This is a genomic window from Hymenobacter glacialis (genome assembly GCF_001816165.1).
GTDB classification, from domain to species: Bacteria; Bacteroidota; Bacteroidia; order Cytophagales; family Hymenobacteraceae; genus Hymenobacter; species Hymenobacter glacialis.
On record NZ_MDZC01000065.1, the window covers coordinates 13,558 to 33,163 of the forward strand.

At 64.3% G+C, this 19,606-nt stretch carries 18 protein-coding genes and 1 pseudogene; 8 read left to right on the forward strand and 11 right to left on the reverse strand.

The features are described 5' to 3' along the window. Positions 1-188 precede the first annotated feature (188 nt). Complete coding sequence (locus BEN48_RS10025) at positions 189-2,444, reverse strand: TonB-dependent receptor (RefSeq protein ID WP_070734534.1); 2,256 nt, start codon at positions 2,442-2,444, stop codon at positions 189-191. Between the two features lie 220 nt (positions 2,445-2,664). Between BEN48_RS10025 and BEN48_RS10030 the strand changes: the two genes are divergently transcribed. From BEN48_RS10030 to BEN48_RS10040, 3 genes are all read left to right on the forward strand, one after another. After that, positions 2,665-3,267: a hypothetical protein gene (locus tag BEN48_RS10030; RefSeq protein WP_070734536.1), complete on the forward strand. Its 603-nt coding sequence runs from the start codon at positions 2,665-2,667 to the stop codon at positions 3,265-3,267. A gap of 126 nt (positions 3,268-3,393) precedes the next feature. Next, the gene (locus BEN48_RS10035; protein ID WP_083320949.1) at positions 3,394-4,710 is read left to right on the forward strand and encodes a PAS domain-containing protein; all 1,317 of its coding nucleotides are present in this window, start codon (positions 3,394-3,396) and stop codon (positions 4,708-4,710) included. A 51-nt stretch (positions 4,711-4,761) separates the two neighbouring features. Next, positions 4,762-5,124: a CZB domain-containing protein gene (locus tag BEN48_RS10040; protein ID WP_070734539.1), complete on the forward strand. Its 363-nt coding sequence runs from the start codon at positions 4,762-4,764 to the stop codon at positions 5,122-5,124. 15 nt (positions 5,125-5,139) lie between these two features. Here the strand turns inward: BEN48_RS10040 and BEN48_RS10045 are convergent, their stop codons facing one another. Further along, entirely contained in the window at positions 5,140-5,907 is a 768-nt protein-coding gene (locus BEN48_RS10045) for a TatD family hydrolase (RefSeq protein ID WP_070734540.1), read from the reverse strand. 152 nt (positions 5,908-6,059) lie between these two features. Here BEN48_RS10045 and BEN48_RS10050 point away from each other — a divergent pair, with 152 nt between their 5' ends. Both BEN48_RS10050 and BEN48_RS10055 read left to right on the forward strand, forming a co-directional pair. Next, complete coding sequence (locus BEN48_RS10050; RefSeq protein WP_070734542.1) at positions 6,060-6,452, forward strand: BlaI/MecI/CopY family transcriptional regulator; 393 nt, start codon at positions 6,060-6,062, stop codon at positions 6,450-6,452. Further along, positions 6,442-7,920, forward strand: coding sequence for a POTRA domain-containing protein (locus tag BEN48_RS10055; protein WP_070734543.1), 1,479 nt, complete (start codon positions 6,442-6,444; stop codon positions 7,918-7,920). The genes BEN48_RS10050 and BEN48_RS10055 overlap by 11 nt, the downstream gene beginning before the upstream one ends. A gap of 83 nt (positions 7,921-8,003) precedes the next feature. On the opposite strand, the gene BEN48_RS10060 is transcribed toward BEN48_RS10055, so the two are convergent. The 5 genes from BEN48_RS10060 to BEN48_RS10080 all read right to left on the reverse strand — a co-directional run bounded on the left by BEN48_RS10060 (position 8,004) and on the right by BEN48_RS10080 (position 13,345). Continuing rightward, positions 8,004-9,122, reverse strand: coding sequence for a glycosyltransferase (locus BEN48_RS10060; RefSeq protein WP_070734545.1), 1,119 nt, complete (start codon positions 9,120-9,122; stop codon positions 8,004-8,006). Continuing rightward, positions 9,119-9,811 (reverse strand): polysaccharide deacetylase family protein, encoded by a 693-nt coding sequence (locus BEN48_RS10065; protein WP_083320951.1) that lies wholly within the window; start codon positions 9,809-9,811, stop codon positions 9,119-9,121. The genes BEN48_RS10060 and BEN48_RS10065 overlap by 4 nt, the downstream gene beginning before the upstream one ends. Further along, positions 9,811-10,362 (reverse strand): hypothetical protein, encoded by a 552-nt coding sequence (locus BEN48_RS10070; RefSeq protein ID WP_070734546.1) that lies wholly within the window; start codon positions 10,360-10,362, stop codon positions 9,811-9,813. The genes BEN48_RS10065 and BEN48_RS10070 overlap by 1 nt, the downstream gene beginning before the upstream one ends. Before the next feature lie 226 nt (positions 10,363-10,588). Further along, positions 10,589-11,734, reverse strand: a complete 1,146-nt coding sequence (locus BEN48_RS10075) for a glycosyltransferase family 4 protein (protein ID WP_070734547.1) — start codon at positions 11,732-11,734, stop codon at positions 10,589-10,591. Between the two features lie 57 nt (positions 11,735-11,791). Further along, entirely contained in the window at positions 11,792-13,345 is a 1,554-nt protein-coding gene (locus BEN48_RS10080; RefSeq protein ID WP_125932580.1) for an oligosaccharide flippase family protein, read from the reverse strand. 81 nt (positions 13,346-13,426) lie between these two features. On the opposite strand from BEN48_RS10080, the gene BEN48_RS10085 reads away from it, so the two are divergent. Beyond that, on the forward strand, positions 13,427-14,512 hold the full coding sequence (locus BEN48_RS10085) for a GumC domain-containing protein (protein WP_070734549.1): 1,086 nt from the start codon (positions 13,427-13,429) through the stop codon (positions 14,510-14,512). Then, the gene (locus BEN48_RS10090) at positions 14,509-15,978 is read left to right on the forward strand and encodes an O-antigen ligase family protein (protein WP_083320952.1); all 1,470 of its coding nucleotides are present in this window, start codon (positions 14,509-14,511) and stop codon (positions 15,976-15,978) included. The genes BEN48_RS10085 and BEN48_RS10090 overlap by 4 nt, the downstream gene beginning before the upstream one ends. Before the next feature lie 160 nt (positions 15,979-16,138). Here the strand turns inward: BEN48_RS10090 and BEN48_RS10095 are convergent, their stop codons facing one another. The 4 genes from BEN48_RS10095 to BEN48_RS10110 form a co-directional block, all read right to left on the reverse strand. Continuing rightward, positions 16,139-17,443, reverse strand: coding sequence for a PP2C family protein-serine/threonine phosphatase (locus tag BEN48_RS10095; RefSeq protein WP_083320953.1), 1,305 nt, complete (start codon positions 17,441-17,443; stop codon positions 16,139-16,141). 47 nt (positions 17,444-17,490) lie between these two features. Next, positions 17,491-18,696 carry an ABC transporter permease gene (locus BEN48_RS10100; protein WP_083320954.1) on the reverse strand — a complete coding sequence of 402 codons (1,206 nt, stop codon included), beginning with the start codon at positions 18,694-18,696 and terminating at the stop codon, positions 17,491-17,493. Between the two features lie 2 nt (positions 18,697-18,698). Then, positions 18,699-18,956, reverse strand: coding sequence for a hypothetical protein (locus BEN48_RS10105; RefSeq protein WP_070734551.1), 258 nt, complete (start codon positions 18,954-18,956; stop codon positions 18,699-18,701). A 165-nt stretch (positions 18,957-19,121) separates the two neighbouring features. Beyond that, positions 19,122-19,361 (reverse strand): hypothetical protein, encoded by a 240-nt coding sequence (locus BEN48_RS10110; protein ID WP_125932581.1) that lies wholly within the window; start codon positions 19,359-19,361, stop codon positions 19,122-19,124. Here BEN48_RS10110 and BEN48_RS10115 point away from each other — a divergent pair. After that, positions 19,327-19,606, forward strand: a pseudogene (locus tag BEN48_RS10115) (IS701 family transposase); the annotation flags it as partial. The gene BEN48_RS10110 and the pseudogene BEN48_RS10115 sit on opposite strands and share 35 nt — an antisense overlap.

Genomic DNA, 19,606 nt, shown 5'->3' on the forward strand with positions numbered 1-19,606 from the left:
GTTAAGAATGGATGAGGTAAAACCGCTGCCGGCCCCATTGCCGGCGGTGATGATTCAAAGGTGGCGTACCACGGCAACGCCCAAAATTTTCTGTGGCCGAAGCGTCGAATGAGGCGGATGAATCGTCGAAACCTCCCCTTTGCGGGCCCTGGTGGCGGGTGTTTTATGCTAGGCGACTAGCCGCGTCCTTACTCCGGTGCCACGCTCGTATCCGCTGGCCGGGCTTTATTGATGCTCACCATGAGCACCACGAACAGCATGCGCGGAGCCGAGGGCGTCACGCTCACCCGCTGGTAGGTGCCCTGGTCGCTGGGAGCGGCGCCGTAGCGGTAGCCAAACACGTTGGCCCGGCCCAGCAGGTTGGAGCACGACACGTGCACTATGGTCAGCTTGCGCTTGATGCTGGTCACGTAGCTCAGGTTCATGCTCAGGTCCTGGAAGCTGGGCGTGCGCACGGCCCGGAAGCCGGGGTCGTAGCTCAGGCGCGGGCTGGTGTAGGCGTAGGTGGCGCCCACCAGCGTGTGCAGCTTGCCCAGCCAGTACTTGCCCACCAGCGAGAGGCTGTGGCGCGCCGCGAAGGTGGGCACGGCCGGCACGGGGTCGGTGCGCTGCTGGCGGCGGGTGTCCAGCAGGCCGTAGCTCACCCAGTAGTCCAGGTTGCGTACCGTTTTGCGGTCGCGCCAGAAGAAATCCAGCCCGCGGGCGTAGCCGCTGCCGGTGCTGGCGTAGGCCGTATGTTGAAATTGGGTGGCGGCATCGAAACGGGTGAGGTGGTCGTAGTTCTTGTAGTAGCCTTCCACGCGCAGGGTGCGGTCGGCGCGAATGCGCTGGAACGTGAGCAGGTAATGGTCGGCGCGCTCGAAGCGCAGCGCGTTGTTGCGGTGGGCCGAGAGCAGCAGGTAGTTGGCCGGTGTCTGGTAAAACTGCCCGTAGGCGGCCGAGAGCTGGCTGGCTTCGCTGAGCTGGTAGGCCAGGGCCAGGCGCGGGGCGGCATTCCAGCGCCCCAGCACGGCCGAGTATTCGGCCCGTCCCCCCACCCGCCCGGCCAGCTGGCTGGTAAAGGAGATGTTGGCTTCGGCAAAAGCCGCAGCCCGCTGCTCACTGAAAGCCCGGCGCGGCAAGTCAGTTTCCTGGCCGGCGTGCTGCTGCCGGACCTGCTGGGCAAAGCGCTGGCCCAGGCCATCAGCGCCCATTTTCAGGTTCCAGTACGTGCCCACCGAGTCGTTGGTAAGCACCACGCGGCCCACCACCGACTCCTCCCGCTCGCGGACGTGGCTGACATCGGCGGCCGGGCCTTGCGTGCCCAGGGCAATGGTTTGTTCGTCGCGGGTGGCGGCCAGGCCGGTGTTCACGCTCCAGCCGCCGCGCAGCGGGCTGCGGAAGCTGGTGTTCAGGTAGGCGTTGTGGTTCTGCAGGTCCACGGGGCGGCCATTTTGCCAGTCCACGGCCGGCGTGCGCACGCCGGTACGGGCCGTGCCGAAAGCCCCGTAGGCCTTAAATATGCCCGCCTCGCCGGTGCGCTGCCGGTACGCCACCGAGCCGCTGCCCGACTCCATGGCCGTGAGCACCCGCTGCGGCACCACGCCAAAGTATGGCTTCATGTTGAAGTAGTCGCCCGCCACGGCCACCGACGCCCGCTCCCAGCGCTGTTGCTGTGAGAGGCCCACGGAGCCCAGCGAGAGCAGCGTGATGCCCGTCTGGGTTTCCGGGGCCAGGTCCTGGGTGTTCAGAATCACGGCCGCCGACAGCGCCTGCCCATATTCTGCCGAGTAGCCCCCGGTGCTGAACACCGTGCCCTTAAACAGCGTGGGCGCAAACCGGCCCCGGGCGGGCGTGCCGCTCACCGTGCCGCCGTAGGGGCTTTGCAGCGGCAGCCCGTCCATAAACTGCTTGGTTTCGCCGGCTGCCCCGCCGCGCACAAACAGCTTGCCCTCCTCGCCGTTGCGCGTGGTGCCGGGCAGGGTGTTGAGGGCGCCGGCCACGTCGGCCAGGGCGCCGGCCGTGGTCAGAATGTCCAGCGGCTTGAGCACGCTGCTGCGCTTCTCGTCGCTGGCCTCAAAGGCGCCGGCCGTCACCACCACGTCGCCCAGTGCGGCGCGGCTGGCCTTGAGCTTGATGTTGGGCAGCGCAATTACGCCCTGGCCCAGCTGCACCGGCAGTTCCTGCGGCTCGTAGCCAATGAGGGTCACCATCAGAACCAGGCTGCCCGTTTGGCGGGTCTCGAAGCGGAAGCGCCCCAGCGAGTCGGTGCTCGCGCCGTCGAAAGTGGTGTTGAGGAAGACGTTCACGCCCGGCAGCGGCTGGCCGACGCCGTCGCGTACGGTGCCCGTCAGGCGCGTAGCAGTAGCCAGCGCAGGCGGGGCGGGCGTAGCGGGGGCCTGGGCAGCGGCGGGGCAGCCGGGGCGTAGCAACAAAAGCAGCGGCAGGAGTAGCAGGGTTTTCATAGGACCAGCGGGTGAGTTCTGGGCCAAAGGTGCTGGCGCGCCCGGCTCAGTTTCAAGCCCGTGCTACCGAAGCGTCAGATGAAGCGGATGAACCGTCGCGCGGGTCAGACCGGCGTTTTTCGGGGGCGGCTGGCCCGCCGGGTGTGGCTGCCAGTCGGTGCCCGATGTTCCCTGACCAGTTCGTGTGTATTTTCGGCTTTCCGCACTTCCCACGCCTACCATGCGCTTCCGGCATTTTCTCACCTGCCTCAGCCTGCTGTCGCTGAGCGCCTGCACCACGGGGTGCAAAGAGTACGACAACAGCGAGGAGTTTGCCCGCGCCCAGCTGCCGGCCTACACCGAAACCGGGGCCAACACCCTGGGCTGCGTACTGGGTGCGCAAAAGTGGACCGTGCTGGGCAGCCAACAATTGAAGGGTCCGCTCGGCAGCAGCTGGCAACCCAACACGCTGCAGATATATAGGGCTAGTGCGGTGCCGCCGCTACTCACGGTGCGGGGCGCAATGACGGGCGTACGCAACAGCATAGAATTTTACGACCGCGAAATCAGCTTCACGTTTTTACTTTCCGATACCCTGGGCGGCCTGCGGCTGCTCGGGGCCGATACCGTGCGGACGCCACCCGGCCAAAGAGCCGAAAGCATGGAGGCCCTCGACCTCATTCCCTACCGGGGTTACCGCAGCACCGCCCGCCGCCCCGTGCGCCTGCTCATTCGCAAGCTCGACCGCCAGCAGCGCATCGTAAGCGGCACGTTTTCCGGCGTGCTATACAACTCTACCGATTCCCTGGCCGTTGCCGACGGCCGTTTCGATGTGAAGTATTAGGCGTGCCCTACGGGCGCTTCATTTTCGCTGGTCTTCGCTAACTTTGGCGCAACCTAGTCCGTGGGTTCGCTTTGCACGTTTGTCTCTCCACTTGTTACCCATTCACGGCTGGGTTCATAGCACCACATGGCTGACCTCCTCGCTTCTCCTGACTACCGGGCACTTTTCCGGTTGTTGCCCGACAATTACCTACTGCTGGCCCCCGACGGCACGGTGGTCGACAACTCCGACGCCCACGTGGCGGTGTCGCTGCTGCCGCGCGAGCAGGCCGTGGGCCGCAACATCTTCCAGGCTTACCCCTCCGACCCGCAAAGCCAGCAAGCCCTCCACGCCTCGCACGAAAAGGTGCGGCGCACCCTGCAGCCCGACACCATGCCGCTGCTACGCTACGACCTGGAGCGACCCACCGCGCTGGGCGGTGGCACCGAGCAGCGGTACTGGCAAATCACCCACTTTCCGCTGCTCGACGAGCGCGGCGAACTGCAATACATTCTGCAGCGGCCCCAGGACGTGACCGAAGCCACGCTCGCCATGCAGCGTGCCGAGGTGGTACAGCGGGAGTTTAACGAGGCAACCGAACGCAACCATTTCGTTCTGCAAAGCATGCCGGTGATGGTGTGGACCACCCGCCCCGATGGCTGGGCCGAATACTTCAACCCCCGCTGGACTGAATTTACCGGCCGGACCTTGGCCGATACCCTCGGCGAGGGTTGGGTTGCCGACCTGCACCCCGACGACATCGCCTCCACCACCGCCCGCTGGAACGCTGCCCGCCAGCACGGCACTTCCTACCAGGTGGAGTACCGCATGCGGCGGCACGACGGCCGCTACCGCTGGCACCTGGCCCGCGGCGTGCCCCGCCTGGGTCCCGATGGCCAAATACAAATGTGGGTGGGCTGCAACGCCGACATCCACGAGCAGAAACTGATGGTGGAGGAACTGCTCAAGGCCAATGAGGAGCAGGCCGAGCTGTCGGACCAGGCCTACCGGCAGGCGCAGCTCACCCGCCAGCAGCGCGAAACCTTCAACACGCTGCTCACCGACGCCCCAGCCATGATAACCATCGTGCGGGGTGCCGAGCACCGCTACGAGTTTGCCAACACCCTTTTCCGCGAGCTGGTGGGCGGCCAGGACGTAGTGGGCCGCACCGTGGCCGAAGTATTCCCCGAGGTGGTGAGCCAGAGCGTGATGGCGCTGCTCGATGACGTGTACCGCACCGGCGAACCCTTCGTAGGCACCGAGGTGTTGGTGCAGCTGGCCTCCCCCGATGGGTCTGGCACCCTGCGCGATGCCTATTTCAACTTTACCTACCAACGCTTCGAGGAGCACGGCGAGCCGGCGGGCATCACGGCGTATGCCTACGAAACCACCGAGCTGGTAAAAACCCGCCTTGCCCTGCAAGAGCTGGATGGCAGCGGCGCTACTGCGGCGCTGCCAGAATAGCATTTCTCTGCCCTTCCTGTATCTTACACCCTACCCTTCACTTCTCAGCGCATGGAACTATCAGCCCTCGACTTTCAGCAGGCCCGCATCAAGCAGGTGCTGTTTAAGTCGCGGCTCCGCTCCGTGCTCTACGGCGTGCGCGAGGCCGACGAGGCCATGTTCTCGCGGCAGGGAAACGCCCTGGGCCAGTGGCTCGACACCGTGGTGAAGCCCCACTACGGCCATCACCCCGAGGTCCGCGAAATAGACCGAACCCTGCAGCAAATGCTTAGCACCGGCCGCAGCCTGGCCACTCAGTACCAGCGCGGCCTCATCGAAGAGGCCCGCCAAGGCCTCGACCAGATAAACCAGCAAGCCGACCGCCTCACCACCCTGTTTGACCAGCTCAGCCACCGCGTTGCCATAGGTGCCTAGCGCCGGGCAACCATACTACAAGTTGAACAGGGCGACGGCGTTGCGCGTGGTCGCTTCGGCTATTTCTTCCGCGTCTTTACCCAGCAGTTCGGCTACGCGGCGCAGCACAAAGGGCAGGTAGGCCGGCTCGTTGCGCTTGCCCCGATGCGGCACGGGCGCCAAATACGGGCAGTCGGTTTCCAGCAGCAGGTGCTCCAGGCCAATGCCCGGCAGCACCTTGTCGGCCCCGCCGTTTTTGAACGTGGCCACCCCCCCAATTCCTAGCATAAAGCCCAGCTTGATGGCCTGCTCGGCCTCGGCGGGCGTGCCCGAGAAGCAGTGAAATACGCCGCGCAGGGTACCGTCCTGGGCCGCCTCCACCAAGGCCACGGTTTCGGCAAAGGCCTCGCGGGTGTGCAGCACAATAGGGAGCTGGTGCTTCTTGGCCAGCGCCAGCTGAATTTTCAGAGCTTCCTGCTGCTCGCCCAGCAGGGTTTTGTCCCAATGCAAATCGAGCCCGCACTCTCCCACCGCGGCGAAAGGCCGGCGGCCCAGCCAAGTTTCCACCTCATACAAATCCTGTTCGAAGCTGCGCGTGACCGAGCACGGGTGCAGGCCCATCATGGCAAAGCAGGTTTGCGGGGCCTGAGCTTCCAGTTCCAGCATGGCGTCGATGCTGGAGTGGTCCACGTTGGGCATCACAATGGTGCGCACACCGGCGTCCTGGGCGCGGCGCAGGGCATCGAGGCGGTCGGGCTTGAACTGTTCGGAATAGAGGTGGGCGTGGGAATCGGTGATGTGCATGGTGGAGCAAAGGTCGGAAGTGCGGGAGAGCGAACACGAATTTTTTCGCGTGCAGCCTCAATTTTCGGCCAAAATCAATGAATAACGTATAATTACGTTTCAGAACTGACAAATAAGTTTTAAAACTGAATTATCAGTTATACATTTGGCTCATGGAAGAGTTAACCAAAACCGAAGAGCGCATCATGCAGGCTTTATGGAAGCTAAAGAAAGCGTTTGTGAAGGACATTATCGAACAGTTGCCCGACGAACCCAAGCCGCCCTACAACACCGTCTCGTCGGTGGTACGCATCCTGGAGCGCAAGGCCTACGTGGGCTTCCGGGCCTACGGCAAAACCTACGAGTACTTCCCGCTCATCAGCAAAACCGAATACCGGGCCGCTAGCCTCAAGCGCATGCTCACGCAGTATTTCGATGATTCGCCCACGGCCCTGGTCTCCTTTATGGTGGAGGAAACCCTGAGCCAGCGCGAAAAGCAGCAGCTGCTCGACCTGCTTCAGGATGCCGACAACACTTCTCCTAAGCCCGACAGCGATGCTAAGTAGCTTTCTGCTCTATCTGGCAGAGGCCAGCTTTTGCCTGGCCGTATTTGCCTTGGCCTACCGCCTGCTGCTGGCCCGGCTCACCTACTTCACCGCCAACCGCGCCTACCTGCTGGGGGCGCTGGCTGCAAGTGTGGTTATTCCCCTGCTGGCGTTTCCGGGGTTGGCTGGTTTGCTGGCTGGCTCCGTTGCTGATTCCTCGGCCGTCAGTCCATTGCCCTTGCGACTGAGCTGGGCAGCGACAACGGCCGCGCCCACTTCTGCCACCGGAGTCGGCTTCGACCTGTCCGCGCTGCTTATTGGCGGCCTGCTAGGTCTTTATGGGCTTGGCGCATCTTACAAACTGCTAGTTGTTGCCCGCAACCTACGCGGCCTCACGCAGCTCGTGAAGCGTCATCCGAGCACCGATTTGGGCGCCTTCGCCATCGTGCACCTGCCTGCGCCGGGGCTGCCGGCGTTTTCCTTTGGCCGGCACGTGTTTCTCTCGCCCCTGCACGAGACCCTGAGCGCCGAAGAGCGCCAGCTGCTGCTGCTGCACGAGGGCGTGCACGTCCGGCAAAGGCATACGCTCGACCTGCTGCTGGCCGAAGCCCTGGGCGTGCTCTTCTGGTTCAACGGTCTGCTGCCCTATTTCCGCCAGCAGCTCAAAACCGTGCACGAGTACCTGGCCGACGAAGCCGTAGCACGCGCTCAGGGCGGCCCCCGGCCCTACGGTGAGCTGCTGATAAAGCTGGCGGCCCAGCAGCCCCCGTTTGCCCTGGCCCACGCTTTTTCCAACCAGCAAATTTTTCTACGCATCAAAATGCTCACTCAACCCACCTCCTCACCTATGCAAAAACTTCGTTTTCTACTCGTTTTGCCCGTAGTTGCTTTTGCCTGGGCCGCTACGGCCTGCACTGGCGCTCCTATCTCAGAAGGTGCCGCGCCAGCTGCTGCCGCTGGGGTCACGGCCGCCCCGGGCGCTGCCACCAGCCGCATCGGCCGGGTCACGTGGCAGGGCAATACCTACCTGTCAACAACGGAGCTGAACGCAGCGCTGGGCCTGAAAACCGGCGACGCGTACGACTCGGCGGCCGTAGCCCAGCGCCTGAGTTTCGACCCCAGAGGCGGCGACATCACTTCCCGCTACATGGACCACGGCTACTTGTTCTTCTCAGTAAGCCCCCAAGCCACGCCCCAGCCCGACGGAACCACGGACCTGGCCTTCACCCTCAACGAAGGCCGAAAAGCCAAGCTGCGAAACATCACGTTGAGCGGAACTCAGAAATCGGGCGCTGCCGCCTTGCTCAGTTTATTGCCATTGCGCACCGGTGATGATTTCAGCCGCGCAAATCTGATGAAATCCCAAACCATTCTGGCCCGGCAGAGCAACGTCAACCCAGCCAAAATTGCCATCAACCCCCAGCCAGTTATGAGCCCGAACACGCCAACCGATTTTGTCGACATTGAATTGGTAGTGGCAGCAAAATAGCGCCTGGCATCACAGGCTATGCTGACCAGGGCTGCCGCCACGCACCACACGCGTAGCGGCGGCCCTTTTGGTTTGCGCCTTATTTACTCGTAACGCCTCCCCTTCCAAACCACTGCGCCCCCCAGTAGTCGATAGCCAATAAGGCTGATGGTCAGCCCAAGGGTGTAAAATTCAAACAGCGGCAGCAAATGCCACGGCAGCCGCAACCCGGCCCGGCGGTGCGCCACCAGGGCCATGGCGCCTTGCACCACCAGCTTGGCTCCCCAGCAGCCCAACGCCGCCGCTGGCCCCGCTACCCACGCCACCCCCAGCAGCGCCGGCCAAAACCCGCTGAATACCAGCAGCTCCAGGCGCAGGCGCAGCGGCAGCGCCTCTACGCCGCGCAGCCAGCGGCGGCGCTGTTTTAGTAGCGCCATCCAGGTTAGCGTGGGCAGTGAGTCGGCCCGCACGGCGGCTTCAAACACTTGTTGAAAACCAAACCCTGCCGCAAGCACGGCTTTGAAGAGGGCGAAATCTTCGGTCACGGAGAAGGGCAGCGCCTCGTAGCCGCCGGTGGCCTGGTAGGCGGCGCGGGTCACGAGCATGTTGTTGCCCATGGCCGTCACGGGGCGGCCCAGGTCGCTCACCACCTGCACCAGGCTCAGCGACAGCAGCCAGTCGATGTCCTGCAACTGGTGAAAAAGCCACGGCCCGCGCACCGCCGTGATGCCCGTGACCGTGCCCACGCCGGGTCCTGCGTGCGCCAGCAGCGCCGTTATCCACGTCGGCGGCACGCTGATGTCGGCGTCGGTTATGAAGAAATAGTCTGTAGTAGCGGCCCGGGCCAGATGGGCCAGCACGTTGGCCTTGCCCCGTGCACTCCCCACATTATCAACAATGGAAACTACCCGGAACTGCCCCGCATAGCCGCGCATGGCGGCCGCCGCCACCGCCGCCGTTTGGTCAGTGCTCGCGTCGTCGCCCACCAGAATTTCCAGGAGCTCCGCCGGGTACTGCAACGCCCGCAGGCTGGCCAGGCAGCGCGGCAGGGCGGCTTCTTCGTCGCGGGCGGCAATCAGGATACTCACGCGGGGCAGCGGCGCTGGCAGCTGGCAGGCCGGCTTAGCGCCCTTGCGAGTGGCAAAGCACCAAGCTGCATACGCCATGCCCAGCAGCCACAGCGCCAAAAACCCCAGCAGAACCACCAACCAGCGCGTACTCACAGCGTGGCAAATTGATAGCCCTGCTCCGCCAAATCGGCCAGTACCCGGGGCAGCACATAGCGCAGGCGTGGGCTGGCCTTGTGGCTGTCGTGAAATACCACCACGTCGCCGGGCCGAATGGCAGCCAGCGCGTAGTGCAGGCAGTCGGCCGGGCTCAGGTCGGGGTCGTAGTCGCGGGTGAGCACCGACCACATGGCTATTCGAAACTGCGGCCGCAACGCCCGCAGCAAGGGCCAGGTGAGGCGGCCGTGGGGCGGGCGAAAAAGGGGATTCGGAACGGCGGCGGAGGCAGCATTTTGCGGCGGCAACCCTGCGCGCTTCAGCTCCACCTGGCAGCTGGCCACGTCCTGGACATATGCAGTGCGGGAGCTGGCCCAGGCGCTGCGGTGGTGCTGGGTATGGTTGCCCAGCCGGTGCCCGGCGGCCAACGTAGCCCGGGCTATTTCGGGGTAGCGCACGAGGTTGTCGCCCACGCAGAAAAACGTGGCTTTGGCGTCGAAAGCAGCCAATTGCTCCAGCACCCAGGGGGTTTCTTCCGGAATGGGGCCGTCGTCGAAGGTGAGGTACACCACGGGGGCACCGGTGGGGCTGGTGGGCGCGCCCGTCCATTCGCAGCCGGGCAGCAGGGTGTGCAGCAGCCGGGGCGGACGCGTGAGCAGCGCCGCATCGAACCGGGACCCCAGCCGCATCAGGAACGCACCAGGCGCATAAAGGGCGCTTCCTCTTCTTCGGGGGGGAGGGGGCCCAGCACCATTGCCAGCACCTCCAGAAAAGCGGCCGAGGTATCGGGGTGGCCGCCGGCGGGGCCACGGCCTAAGTGGCGGTGCACTTCGCCGGCCCACTCCCCTACCAGGGTAGGCGTGCCAACGGCCGAAGCAAGGCCCAGAGCTGCCTCGAGGGTGAAATAGCGGGGGCGCGTTTCCTCGGCTTCCGTTTCGGCGGGCTCGTCGTCGTCTTCATACACGAGGGCCGAATAATGCGCCTCCATGGTGGCCTGGGGCGCGGGCAGGTGAAACAGGGCTGTGACCCGGCCGGCTACTTCGTGCCAGCTCAGGCGCAGGCCTTTGGGCGCTACCTTCTCGGCGGCGGGCAGGTTCTCGGCGGCCTTGTCCCACACGTAGTGCAGCAGCTCGCGGGCCAGGTAAGGGTCGCTCAGCTCGCGGCGTACCGATACCGGGCGGCGCCAGGCCAGCTGCGGGAGCAGCACGTGGGTGAAATTATACGGGTGCAAACGGGCCATGAGCACAAAAGTAACGCTTGGCGCGGCGTGGAACGGCAGGCGAGGCGAATTAAGCCCTGACATTGAGCGTCGTTGGCTGGCGCACGTATGCGACGCGCTGCCGACTGGTTTCGAGCCTGCGGCTCGGGGTAGCGCCTCCTGCGGTTCGGCCGCATGTCGTTCGACGGCGAGCCGCAGGCTCGGAGCCAGTTGGCACGCGTCGCAGACGCGCGCCAGCCAGCGACTATTACGCCTTGAGTTGAGCCGCCAGCACGGCTTGCCATAGCACGGCCGCGCTGCGCTCCCAGGAAAACCGAGCAAGGTTTTCGTGGCCCCGCACCACCAGCTGCTGGCGCAGGTCTTCTTCGTGCCAGAGGCGGGCGAGGCCGGCGGCAATGCTATCGGGGGTGTGCGGGTCTACGAACAGGGCGGCGCCCTCACCGGCTACTTCGGGCATGGAACTAACGTTGGCCGTGAGCACCGGGCAGCCGCTGGCCTGAGCTTCTACGATGGGAATGCCAAAGCCTTCGAAGTAAGGAACGTACACGGTGGCGCGGGCGGCGGCGTAGAGGTCCGCCAGCTCGGCATCGGCTACGCGGCCGGTAAAGTGCACGGCCGTCTGGTGGCGCATGCGCTGGTAGGCGTCGAGGATGGGGCCCGCTTTCCAGGCTTTGCGGCCCACAATGAGCAGCTGGGCACTGGCCGCCGCAGGGCCGCCAGCCGTCTTAAACGCATCAAAAGCCCGCAGCAGGTTGCCCAGGTTTTTGCGCGGCTGCAAGGCTCCCACAAACAGGAAATACGACTGGCCATGGCTAAACCGCCGCCGGGTTTCCCGCTGGGCCGCTTCGGGCTGGGGCCGGAACAGGGCGGCCGGCGCGTTGTACGCCACGCTGATTTTGGCCGGCAAAATGCCGTAGGTCTGCACGATGTCGGCCTTGGTGGCTTCCGACACGGCCACCAGCTGCTCGGAAGCGCGGGCGAAACGGGGCATGAAGAAGTGGTAGTATTTCCGTTGCAGCAGGCCCACATCAAGGGGAAAATGTTCGAATGCCAGGTCGTGCAACACCGTTACGCGGGGCACAGTGGTGCGCAGCGTGGTAAAGCCGTCGGGGCTGAGGAACGCCGCGGGCCGGTGCCGGGCCAGCCAGCGCGCTACCGCGCCCTCAAACCACGCCACGAACAGCAGCGGATGCCGCGCCGGCGGATGCAGCACGTGCGGCACCACGTTGGGCCCAAACAAATAGCGCGCATCGTAGGCCCGGTCAAATAAAAAGTGAAACGTGACCTCCGGATGCCGGGCCACCAGGCGGCTCAGCGTCTCGTAAGTGAAGCGGCCAATGCCCTCGAGGTGGCCGCCAGGCAGCAAAAAACGGGTATTGACGGCGACGTGCATGGACGAAAGTGCAAAAATTGAAATAATCCGAACGGCATGCTGAGCCTGCCGTTCTTTTTAGGTGCCAGCGTTCCCTTTCCCAGGTAGCACCTGGGCAATTTCACTGCGTCGCACCAGCCCCGTACCCAGTACTATTACAACGAAGACCACGCCCATAATACCGGCTTCCAGCCACCAACCCAGGGATTTACTCAGGCCGTACTGCAGCACGTACCACGTACCGCACAGCAGCCCGAAGGCCAACAGCAGCCGGCCCAGCAGCCGGAACGGGACACTCACGCCAGTGCGGCGCGCTACCAGCACCAGGTAGCCCACGGACACGCCCACGGCGCATAGCAGCGTATTCAGCGACGCGGCCACAGCTCCGTATTTGGGCAGCAAAAACAGGTTCAGGCCAATGTTAAGGAGGGTGCTGCCGGCCACCAGCCAGCTCACGGGGCGCTCGTGGGTGGTGCTGGTGAGCAGCGTGCTGTAGATGGCAAAGAAGGCGTGCACCAGCACGTTGACAAACAGAATTTTCAGGCACCACGTCATGCGGGCCACTTCGGCGGGGGTGCTGTGGCTGAACTGCCAGAACAGCACCTCGCCCCGAAACAGCACGAACGCCACCACAAACAGCAGCGGCAGCGTGAGAATGCGCTGCCCAAAGCGCAGCAGCTCACGCTGGGCCACAGCATCGCCCGGCACACTGGCAAACTTGGCAAAAAACAGCGGCAGCACCGTCCAGGCGTACATCATCACGGCATCGACCCAGCGGTAGGCCCCGGCGTAGTAGCCGGCCTCGGTGGGCGAGGCCAGGCGCTCGAGCATCACCATGTCGATGCGCTCGTTTACGCCGTAGAGCAGCGTCATCAGGGCGAAGGGCAGGCTGGCGCGCAGCGCCGTGCGGGCCACGGGGGCTTTCCAGCGGTATTTTATCCGGCCAAAGAGGCGCGTCATCAGCCCGTAGAGCACCGCCGTGGAAAAGGCCGCCGCCGCCAGCCGGGCGCCCACGTAGCGGGGCAGCGTGAGCCCCACCGGCAGGAGCACCAGCACGGCCCCCAGCAACAGCAACTTCTCCACCACGGAGAGCACGGCGTCGGTGTTGAATTGCTGGTGGGCCTGTAGCGTGCCGCGCAAAAACTGCCCGTACTGCGCCAGCAGCAGCGCCGTGCCAATGGCCCCGAGCAGCAGCAGCTCGGAGCCGCGGTAGCCCAGCGCCCACCCCACGCCCAGCATGGCGGCCAGCGCCACGGCGTTGAGTACGCCGCGCAGGGGCAGCAGCGTGGGAAACGTCTCGGCCATGAACGTGGGCTCGGCGGCCACGCGCTTCACCGAGTAGGGCGTGAGGCCCAGGTCGGAGAGCGCGGCCACCACCAGCGTGAGCGCCGACAGGGCCGTGAGCAGGCCAAACGTGGCGTGCCCGAGCCGGTCCTGCACCAGGTTTTCGACCACCACCCAGCCGGGTTTCACCAGCAGGTTGAGCAGTACGACGAAGCTGATATTGCCAAAAAACCGTTTGATGCGAACCGGGGGAATTGATGCGAGAATAAAAAAAACAGCGCGGGGCGCTGGAATCGCAAAGCTACGCACCGCGTTGGGGCAGGCGCGCACGGGGCCGGGCCGGGCCATTTTCCGGCTATCTTTGCTCGCCGCCCTCTCGCTTTCCTGCCAATTCAATACGAGCGCGGCACCAGCAGTCCTTCTTACTTTATGTCTTCTGCACCTTCGTTCTCGCTGGTCGGCCTGGGGCCCATTATCAACCGCTGGAAATACTTTGTGGGCGGGGCCGTGGCCCTGGCAGCCCTGGTAAGCGTGGTGGTGGCCCTGCTGCTGCCCAACGTGTACCGCTCTACCGCCGTGTTTATCCCCACCAACCCCCAGACCGCCGACCCCGACCGCCTGCTGGAAGACAACGCCCTGGCCCGTGGCAAGCTCGAGCTGGGCAGCCGCGCCGAAGACCTGGACCGCGTCATCACCATTGCCGAGTCGCAGCCGGTAGCGGAGCTGATTATCAAAAAATTCGACCTCTACAAGCACTACGAAGCCGGCGCTCCCGGCGACGATGCCACCGACAACTTCGTGCTGAGCGAGTTCGGCAGCAATTTCAGCATCGTGCACAACGAGCGCGACGCCATTGAGCTCAGCTTTGCCGATGAGGACAAGAACCTGGCCGCGGCCGTGGCCAACGCCATGGTGCAGGTCATCGACTCGGTGAACCAGCAACTGACGCTGGAAAACCGCCGCACCGTGCTCGACCTCTACCGCCAGCGCTACGAGTACCTGGCCACCAGCTTTGAGCGCAGCCGCCGCGAGCTGGTGGGCGCCCGGCGCCGCTACGGCATCTACGGCTTCGAAATGCAGGGCCGCTACATGGCCAAGCAGGTCATTGAGACCGAAGCCGCCCTGCGCCGGGCCGAAACCAGCGGCGGCGACGTGGCCGGCTACCGCCGGGCCCTGCGCGGCCTGACCCAGGCCGATGGCGGCAATCTCATCAACGTGGAAAGCTACGTGCAGGGCTTCGACTCAGTATCCATGTTCAGCAACCGGGTTTCGGACCTGGGCACCCGCCTCATCGCGGCCCGCTCGGCGTTCGAGACGGCCGAGCTCAGCATCAAGGGCCGAATTTCCAGCCTGTATCTGGTGCAGAAAGCCTATCCGGCTACCCGCAAGTTTAAGCCGGTGCGCACGCTACTGGTGCTGGGCTCGATGTTGGTCACGTTTGCGCTGTCGGTGGTCGTCGTCGCGCTGCTGGAGCTGTACCGCCACAACCGGGCCCGCGTGGGCCAGCCGGTGTGAGCCCGCCCGTAGCCCAGCTCCTGCACCGGCTGCGGCAGTCATTCGACGGTCCCCAGCTCCTCTTTATGGGGTTTGTGGGGCTGCTGCTGGTGGGCGGCGCAGCGGCGCTGCTGCGGCAGCAGCCGGCGCTGCTCCTGCCAAGCATTCTGGCCGTGGGTGGGTTGGTGGCCCTCACCGAATGGCGCTGGCTGTACTACGGGTTGTTTTTTCTGCTGCCTTTCAGCGAGGAAATCAGTCTGTTTGGGGGGCTGAGCATGGACGTGCCCTCCGAGCCCATGATGCTGGCCCTCACGGCCTGCGTGGGCCTGGCGCTGCTGCTGGGTACGGTGCGCCTGGCCCGGCGCGACTGGCTGCACCCGCTGGTGGTGGTGCTGGGGCTGATGCTGCTGTGGACGGCCGTGGACACGGCTTTTTCCGTCGATAAAGTCAAATCGGTGAAGTACCTGCTGGCCAAGGCGTGGTTCATCGTTCCGTTTCTACTCGGCACGCTGGTTATTGTGCGGCGCCCGGAGCACACCTGGCGCTTCGCGGCTTTTTACGCGGCGGGCGCGTGCCTGAGCGTACTGTACGTGGCCAGCCGCCACGCCACCAAGGGCTTTAGCTTTGAGGAGATTAACTGGGCGCTCCACCCCTTTTTCCGCAACCACGTCATTTATGCCACCATGCTGGCGCTGCTCATTCCGTTTGCGTGGTTTGGCCTGCAAGCCACGCGCAAAACGAGCGGGCGACTGGCGTGGCAAGTGGCGCTGGGCCTGCTGGTGTTCGGGCTGCTCACGTCCTACACGCGGGCCTCTATCGTGTCGCTGCCAATCGCGGGCTTTTTTTACGTAACCATGCGGCTGCGGCTTACCAAAGCGCTATTGGTGGCCGTGGCCGTGAGCACCGGCGCGGGGGTGGCCTACATCACAAGCGGCGATAACTACATGGAATTCGCGCCCAACTACGAGCGCACCGTATTCAATGGCCACAACTTTGAGAAGCACCTGGAGGCTACCTATAAGATGCAGGACGTGTCGGGCATGGAGCGGGTGTACCGCTGGGTAGCCGCCACCCGCATGATAGCCGATAAGCCCCTGGTGGGCAGCGGCGCGGCCACTTTCTACCCCGAATACAAGCGCTACACCCTGAAAAGCTTCCGGACGTACGTGAGCGACAACCAGGAGAAATCAACCACCCATAATTACTTTCTGCTGCAACTCGCGGAGCAGGGCATTCCGGGGTTTCTGCTGTTCGCGACGCTGGTAGTCACGGCCTTACTGCAAGCCGAACGCCTCTACCACCGCTCCCGCCACCAGCCCGACGTGCGGCGCGTAGTGCTGGCCGCCGCGCTATCCTTCGTGGTTATCGTTTTCCACCTCACCCTCAACGAATTAGTGGAAGTGGATAAAATCGGCCCCGTATTTTTCGTGTGCCTGGCCCTGCTCATTCGCGCCGAATCGTGGCTGACGGAAGGCAGTGAGCAGTAAGCAGTAAGCAGTAAGCAGTAAGCAGTAAGCAAAAGAACGTCATGCTGAGCGGAGTCGAAGCATCTCTACCGCGCAGCTAATCAATTTTACTACTGCGGTAGAGATGCTTCGACTCCGCTCAGCATGACCGCCTTTTTTGCTACGGTTACTTTTGCGCCGCCTACTTAAACCGGCAGCTTAGAATGGTCACGTCGTCGGCAAACTGCGAGTTGTCGACGCTAAAGGCGTCGATGGTGCGCATCAGTTCCTGGTGCAGCCGGGGGAGCGGTAGGTAGCGGTTGCGCTGCAGCACCGCGAGCACACCTTCTTCGCCGAACTCGTTGCTTTCCTCATCAAAAACCTCGGTAAGGCCGTCGGTGTAGAGCAGCAGCAGCGAACGGGGAGAAATCTGCACCTCGCCCACGCGCAGCATGGGCAATTCTTCCATGATGCCGAGCATCACGGTGCCGTGCTTGAGGGCCTGCACCGCGCCATCGTCGGTGATGAGCAGCGGGTCGTTGTGGCCGGCGTTCACGTACTGCAGGGTGCGGGTGCGCCGGTCATAGATGCCCAGGAAGGCCGTGATGAATTTCTCGCCGCCGGAGTTGCGGAACAGCAAGTGGTTGAGCTCGGGCACGATGGTGGCCATCTCCACGCCCTGACGCAGCAGCGTACGCAGACCGGCCTGGAAGTTGGACATCAGCAACGAAGCCGGCACGCCTTTGCCGCTCACGTCGGCCACGCACAGCAGCAGGCGGTGGGCATCCACCTCCACCACGTCGTAATAGTCGCCGCCAATTTCGGTGTGGGGCACGTAGGTGCGCTCAATAGCCAGGTGGCTGTCGTTGGGCAAGTTGCGCGGGAACAGCATGGCCTGCACCTCCTGCGCAATTTCAATTTCCTTGCGCACGGCCGCATCGGCCACGCGCTGGGTTTGCAAGCGGCGGTTTTCCACGGCCCCAATCAGGGTGTTGGCCAGCGAGGCCAGGAAAGGAATGAGCTGCTGCCGGTCGAAATCGCTGCGCAGCCCGCCTACGAACACATATGCGGCTACCTGCTCCTGCCGCAAAATGGGAATCACCAGCTCGTACCGGTCCCAGTCGGGCCCGAGGCGCAGGTCCTCTACTGCCTGGGGTTCGGTGACGCCGCCCCCGAGGAGGTGGTCGGAAAGTACGAGCTTTTCGGCGTAGGCCAGGTCGCAGCCCAACGCCACCCGGGCGCGAAATTCGCCGTCTTCCAGGGCAAACATCACCAGCTGCACCACGTTGCGCTGGCCCTGCAGGGTGAGGCGCAGCATGTGGTAAAGCTCGTCGATGGTGTGGTCGCGGGCCGTCATGTCGTGCGCCACGCCCAGCACCGTATCCAGCTCAAACTGCTTGAGCAACAGCTGCCGTCGGAGCTGTTTTACTTGCTCATTATGGGCCGCAATCAGGCTCGCTGAAGACTCAGTCAGGGGTTCAGCAGATGAAATTTGAGCAGAAGCCATGAGGCAAGATAAGCAACGCGAAGAGAACGGGCACAGCCGAGCTGCGATTAAACCGCCACGGGCGTTTTGGGGTCGTAGGCATCCCGGAGGCCGTTGCCAAGGAGATTGAAGCTGAGCACGAGCAGGGAAATAGCCGCGCCCGGCAGCAGCGTGAGCCACAGCCCGGCCTCGGTGCCCAGCAGGTCGTAGCCTTCCTTCACCATGAGGCCCCAGCTGGGTGCGGGGGGCTGCACGCCCAGGCCCAAAAAGCTCAGGCCGGCTTCGAGCAGAATAGCCGCCGCGAAGTTACTGGTGGCCAACACAATGAGCGGGCCACGCATGTTGGGCAGCAGGTGCCGGGCAATGAGGCGCGCCGTGGGCAGGCCCAGCACCCGGCCCGCCTCCACAAAGGTGGCCGAGCGCAAACTCAGCATTTGGCCGCGCACCACGCGGGCCACGTCCACCCACATGGTGAGGCCCACGGCCACAAAGCTTACCCACACGCCTTTGCTGTCCAGGGCCAGCGAAATGGCGATGACCAGCATGATGCCCGGAATGCTCCACACCACGGTCATCACCCCTAATAAAAGCGAATCGACCCAGCCGCCGAAGTAGCCGGCCACGGCGCCCACGGCCATGCCCAGCACCACCGAGATGAGCACCGCCACCAGCCCAATGCCCAGCGAGATGCGCGTGCCCAGCAGCAGCCGGCTCAACTCGTCGCGCCCGGCTTTGTCGGTGCCCAGCCAGTAGGTGCGGGTGCTCAGGTGGTTTTGCCGCACGGCTTGCTGCAGCTCGGTGCGGGAGCCGGGGCGGCCCACCACGTCGGCCAGGGCCAGCCGGCGGCGGCGCCCGGCATCGGCCGAATGCGCACTGAGCGGCTCGAGGATGATGGAGTCGCCCGAAAACTGGTAGCCGCCGATGGGGGTTTCCAGCACGTCAGGCTCGCGGCCGTGCAGCCAAGTGGCGAAGATGTTATCGGCGGCCTGGGTATCGCGGGCCGAGTCGGGCAGGGGCTGCCGCAGCAGCTGCACGCGCAGGCCGGGCCGCTCCTTCTGAATCTGCACGAAGCCGTGGTTGGCGTTGGGCGAGTTGTCGGGCAGCACCCAGTACCCCAGCAGGGCCACCAGCGTGCACAGGGCAATAAAAGCCAGGCCGGCCACAGCGGGCCGGTTTTGCCACAGGCGCTGGCGCACGTAGTAGCCCGGCGGCCGGGCCACTGCCTGCGCGGTGGGCCGGGGAGCCGGGGCAGTAGTAGGAGCTGCTATGGCCACTACTAGCGGGTGTTGTGCTTCAACAGGCCGTCTTTGGAGGCCAGGTAGGAGGCGTCGCGGGCAATGGCCCCAAAGGAGGTGGTTTCGTAGGCCAGCTCGGTGTCGGGGTCGGGCCAGTAGCTGCGGATGAGGCCCTGTTCCAGGAGGCTGCGCAACTGGTTTTCCAGCTCAGCAGCCGGCACGCCCGTCTTCTGAAGCAGCGTGCGGAAGGGGGTGACGAAGTACAGTTCGTCGAGCAGGTCGAATTCGGGGTCAGTCACGGAGAAAGTACGCCAGGTGGTAGTTGGGCAAATGTAAGCCAGGATGGAATTACGTTGTTGATTGGACGGCGCAAGACGGGTAGCGCCCATCACCGCGGCCGTTAAAAGTGATAATGGAGAACTGCCCGGACAACCCGTGCACCCGGCGCCCGCCGGGCGGCCCAGCTACCGCACCGCCCTCCCCTTCCACTGATACCCGCCGCGCCAGCCCGCCGCGCCCACCGCCAGCGCATACGGCGCGTACAGCACCTGCAGCGGCAGCAGGCCCCACAGCCACTTGCGCCGCCCAAAGAACCGCAGCACCGGTTCCAGAAACCAGGCATCGGCCCCCAGCTTGATGGCCCAGGCCGCGGCCACCCAGGGCCAGAGCGACGACTTTGCGGTGCTACTCGTGGATGATTCCATCCTGGAAAAGGCCCACACGGACCCGAGTGCGTTGATTTGCACCCACTGGGACCATAGCAAGGGCCGCTTCGTCAAGGGCCTCAATTTCGTCAGCCTACTCTACCAGGCCGGCGAGCTGGCCCTGCCCATCGCCGTGGAACTCATCGAAAAAACCGAAGCGGTGGTGGACCCCAAAACGCAGAAAATCAAGGCGAAAAGCAAATACACGAAGAATGAGTACCTGCGGGCCATGCTGCGTGTGGCCC